Raw genomic sequence first — 4,399 nt, forward strand, 5'->3', positions numbered from 1 at the left:
GAGACCTCGTACTGGACGTACTCGGTCTTGCGCCCGGTGCGGCGAGAGTGCGTGCCGGGCGTCGCGGGGCAGGCGGGACTTTGCGGACACCCCCTGGCACGTCCGGGCCTCCTCACGGGTCGCGACGGCGGCGGCCGGCGTCAGCCTCCGGCGGGGCGGGGCCTCACGGCGGAACACGGCCCGGGCGGAGGGGACCTCGGGGAAGGGTCCGAGCAGGCCGGCGAGGCCGGTGAGGCCCTCGGCGAGGGTGACGCGCGGGGTGAAGCCCAGCCCGCGCAGCCGGCCGACGTCGGCGAGGAGGGTGAAGCTGTCCGCCAGGCTGGAGGCGTCGGCGGCCAGCAGCGCGGGGCGGCCGGTCGCCGCACCGACCGCGTCGGCGAGTTCGCGCATGGACACGGCGGTGCCGGTGCCCAGGTTGTAGGTCTCGCCGTCGGCTCCGCGGGCGGCGAGGGTGATCAGGGCCCGGCACAGGTCCTCGACGTGGATGAAGTCGCGGCGCTTGCGGTCGATGTCCCCGACGACCGGGATGGGCTGCTCGTTGAGGTGCCAGCGCAGGAACTGCGAGACCTCGCCGCCCGCCCGGCGCGGGTCCTCGCCGGGACCGTAGACGACGAAGGAGCGGCCGATGACGACGGGCAGGCCGGCCGTCGCGTACAGGCTGCGCAGGGTCAGCTCGCCGGAGAGCTTGGAGGCGCCGTACGGCAGGAAGGGCCGGGTGGGGTGGTCCTCGCGGATCGGGCTGTGGCGCGGGGTGCCGTAGACGATGGCGGAGGAGAGGTAGACCAGGCGGCGCACGCCCAGTTCCAGGCAGGCGTTGCCGACGTTGCAGGTCCCGAGGGCGTTGAGCTGGAAGTCGCGGCGGGGGTCGGCCACCGACTCGGTGCCGCTGGCGTTCCCCGCCAGGTGGAACACGGCGTCGGCGTTCTGGAGCGCGAGCAGGGTCTCACCGTAGTCGCGCAGGTCGGCGCGGACGCGGCGGACGCCCGGCAGGGCGGCGAGGGCGGGGGGCAGGGGGGCGTGGTCGACGACGGTGACCGTCCGGGAGAGAAGGGCGAGGGCCGTGACGAGGTGCCGGCCGACGAATCCGGCTCCGCCGGTGACGGCCACGTCCTCGTAGGGGGTTTGGGGTGATTCGGGGGTTTCGGTGCCGTGGTGCACGATCGCTCCGTTCACGGTTCGAGGCGAGGGGAGGGCAGGCACGGGCGGACAGGGGCCGGGGGTCGCCCGGGGCGCGGCCGCCGGCCGGCTCGCACCCGGCGGGTGCGCACGGTACGGCGGTGCCGTTCAACCCTGGCCCGGACCCGCGGCGATGCTCACATACCTGATCGGTTACGGCTCGACCAGTGGACCACGCCGCCTCCCCGACGGCGCAAGGGGTGCCGGGGAGACTGGCCGAGACTGCCCGGCGCCGGGCCGCGGCGCGACAGGAAGAGCGGAGTTGGTCTGTTTTCCCGACGGCCGAGTCCGCGGGCGGGCACTCCACCGGAAGCGGAAGCGGAAGGACCGCATCTCCCCGGCCGGACCGGATGGCCGGATCGACGGGCCCGACGGCTCGGCCACGGCGCGGGACCGTGCGGCCGGTGAACTCCCCCGGCAACCGGTCCCGCTGACGGGGCGTCCGTATGGCGGGACCGCGCTGTCCATCATCCGGGCACGCTCTTGCCGGGGCGGCCGGACCGGGGAAGTATTCCTATCCCTATCAATCCGATGGGAAAGGTGGGGATCGCCCTCGGTCCCCCCGTCCCCCACACCTCCCACGCCTTCCGGCAACCGGCCGGCGCCACCCGACAACGTCCCGGAGCAGCCGATATGACCACCGTCGTCCCACCCGACCGCACCCCCTCCCGGGCCTCCGCACCGCGCCGCGGCGCCGGGTCCTGCCGGTGACGCCCGTGCCGACGATCCCGAACACCGCCGCCCACCCGGCCGCCACCGCGCGGCGGCGCGCGCTCCTGCGCACCGCCCGCGACGTCGCGGACGACCTCGCCGCCGACGCCATAGCCCGCGACCAGGCGGGCGAACCCCCGGCCGACGAGACGGCCCGGCTGCGCGAGGCCGGCCTGCCGGCCGCCCTCACCCCGCCCCGCTCCGACCGCGGGACGGACTGGCGCACCGGATGCTCCGTCATACGGGAGGTCTCCGCGGCGGACAGCGCGATCGGCGAGCTGCTCGCGCGCCACTACGTGCACGCGTGGAGCGGGCGCTTCTACACCACCGACCAGCGCGCCGCCGCACTCGAAGAGGAGTCGGTGCGCGAGCAGTGGCTGTGGACCGGCGCGGTGCACGCACCGGCACCCCACGAGGACACCGACCGGCCGGACCTCACGCTGAGACCGCGCACCGCCGGCTACGTGCTGGACGGGCGCCGGCCCGTGGACACGGCCGCCACCACGGCCGACCAGCTCGTGGTGGACGCCGTGTGCGCGGTGACCGGCGACGTCCTGGTCGTACGCGTCCCGCCCGGTGCCCGCGGCCTCACCGTCGAACCCGCCCGTGACCGCCTGGGCCAGCGCGTCGCCGGCGCGGGCACGGCCGTCCTCGAACGCGTCGCCGTCGCGCCCGAGCAGGTGCTGGGCCGCCGGCCGCGCGACGAGGAGTCGACCGCGCCCTTCACCGCCCTCGCCGAACCCGCGCTGCGGCTCGCCCTCTGCCACGTGGGCCTCGGCATCGCGGAGGGCGCCCTCGCCGAGACGCGCGACCTCAGCCGGAGCGGTCGCGGCCGCCGGCTGCCCGGCGAGGACCCGGACCTCTTCCTGACGTACGGGGAACTCGCCTCCGCCGCCCAGACGGCCACCGCCGTGGCCGACCGGGCGACCGAGGTGATGGCCCAGGCCCTCGACGCCGGCCCGCGGCTGGACACGGAGGAGGCCGCGGGCGTCGCCGCCCTGGTCGCCACCGCCGAGACCGTCACCTCGAAGGCCGCCCTGCACATCACCGCCCGGGTACTGGAGTTCGCCGACGCCCCCGGCCTGGACCGGTTCTGGCGCAACGCCCGCGTCCTCACCTCACAGCGCCCGGTCGCGCACCGCCTGCGCTCCATCGGCGAGCACTTCCTCAACGGCTCGCACCGCGCGCTGGCGGCGGCCCTGCGCTGAAGCCGCCCCCGGCCGGGGGGCCCGCGGGTCCGGGCCTCCCGGCCGCCGGGGAGGAGCAGCCGCCCGGCGGCGGGGGCCCCACCCGCGGGGGACGGCGGCCGGAGCCGTACGGGATAATGTCCGCATGCGGATCTCAGCCAGGGCGGACTACGCGGTACGTGCCGCACTGCAGCTCGCCGCGTCCCAGGAGGACGGGCCGCTGAAGGCCGAGGCCATCGCCGAGGCGCAGGACATCCCGCACAAGTTCCTGGAAGGCATCCTCGGCGACATGCGCCGGGGCGGCCTCGTGCTCAGCCGGCGCGGCGGCAACGGCGGCTACCGGCTGGCCAGGCCGGCCGACTCCATCAGCATCGCGGACATCATCCGCGTCGTGGACGGACCGCTCGTCTCGGTGCGCGGGGTCCGCCCGCCGGACCTCTCCTACACCGGCCCCGCCGCATCGCTGCTCCCGCTGTGGATCGCCCTGCGGGCCAACGTGCGCGAGATCCTCGACGGAGTCTCCCTCGCCGACGTCGCCTCCGCCGACCTGCCCGCCGAGGTGTCCGCACTGGCCCACACCCCGGGCGCCTGGACCAACCCCTGACACCCTGACCCACCTGCGTCTTCTCAGGCTACGAGACGACTGCGTCCACCATTTGGTCAGCCTCTTGGGGCCGGTGCGCCGTTCTGCCACTATGCCTACCAACCAGGTGGGAAAACCAGGAATCCAAGGGAGGCGACCATGCGCGCACCGCACCGTGGTGGCCGGACCCCGTCCCTGATCTCCCGTCGGCACATCGATCTGGTCCGCACGTCCAGCGCCATCTGTCGGCCTTCCTGACACCGCTCGCCGGACCCGCCTCCCCGCGCACGGCTCCGGCCGGGCAGTACGCCACCCGCTCGCCGTACCGGGTGGACACCGCCCTGCGGACCGCCTGACGGCCCACCCCTCCCCCTCCCCCGTCCGCCACGGACGGCCGGGAGCGGATGCCGTGTGCGCCGACGCCTTCCCGTGACCGTCCCCGCAGTCCCCCCAGTTCCCGCGGTTCCCCGCGAACCCATCCCGTGAAAGGACACCTCCGTGTCTGCCGCAAGATCGCTCACCGCCCTTCGCGCCATCGCCGTCACCGCCGCGCTCCCCCTGCTGCTCACCGCCTGCGGCTACGGCTCCGAGGCGAAGAAGGAGGAGGAGCCGAAGGCGGCCGGCGCCACCGCCGAGAACGCCACCAAGCTCTCCGCGTCCGAGGTCCGGATCGGCTACTTCCCGAACCTGACCCACGCCACCGCGCTGGTCGGCCTCCAGGAAGGCCTCCTCGCCAAGGAAC

Annotated in this window: 4 protein-coding genes and 1 pseudogene; 4 read left to right on the forward strand and 1 reads right to left on the reverse strand. The window is 75.2% G+C overall.

Annotated elements, in window-relative coordinates; translation table 11 throughout:
- On the reverse strand, positions 1–1,173 hold a 1,173-nt coding region (locus ACZ5NJ_RS37625), incomplete at its 3' end, for an NAD-dependent epimerase/dehydratase family protein (RefSeq protein WP_468771274.1).
- Between the two features lie 719 nt (positions 1,174–1,892).
- On the opposite strand from ACZ5NJ_RS37625, the gene ACZ5NJ_RS37630 reads away from it, so the two are divergent.
- The 4 genes and pseudogenes from ACZ5NJ_RS37630 to ACZ5NJ_RS37645 all read left to right on the forward strand — a co-directional run.
- The gene (locus ACZ5NJ_RS37630) at positions 1,893–3,095 is read left to right on the forward strand and encodes an acyl-CoA dehydrogenase family protein (RefSeq protein ID WP_468771276.1); all 1,203 of its coding nucleotides are present in this window, start codon (positions 1,893–1,895) and stop codon (positions 3,093–3,095) included.
- 124 nt (positions 3,096–3,219) lie between these two features.
- Positions 3,220–3,678, forward strand: a complete 459-nt coding sequence (locus ACZ5NJ_RS37635) for an RrF2 family transcriptional regulator (RefSeq protein WP_468771278.1) — start codon at positions 3,220–3,222, stop codon at positions 3,676–3,678.
- A gap of 138 nt (positions 3,679–3,816) precedes the next feature.
- Positions 3,817–3,915 (forward strand): putative leader peptide, encoded by a 99-nt coding sequence (locus tag ACZ5NJ_RS37640; protein ID WP_468771280.1) that lies wholly within the window; start codon positions 3,817–3,819, stop codon positions 3,913–3,915.
- A 240-nt stretch (positions 3,916–4,155) separates the two neighbouring features.
- A pseudogene (locus ACZ5NJ_RS37645) lies at positions 4,156–4,399 on the forward strand (sulfate ABC transporter substrate-binding protein); the annotation flags it as partial.

This window comes from Streptomyces sp. NPDC032091 (genome assembly GCF_055580265.1).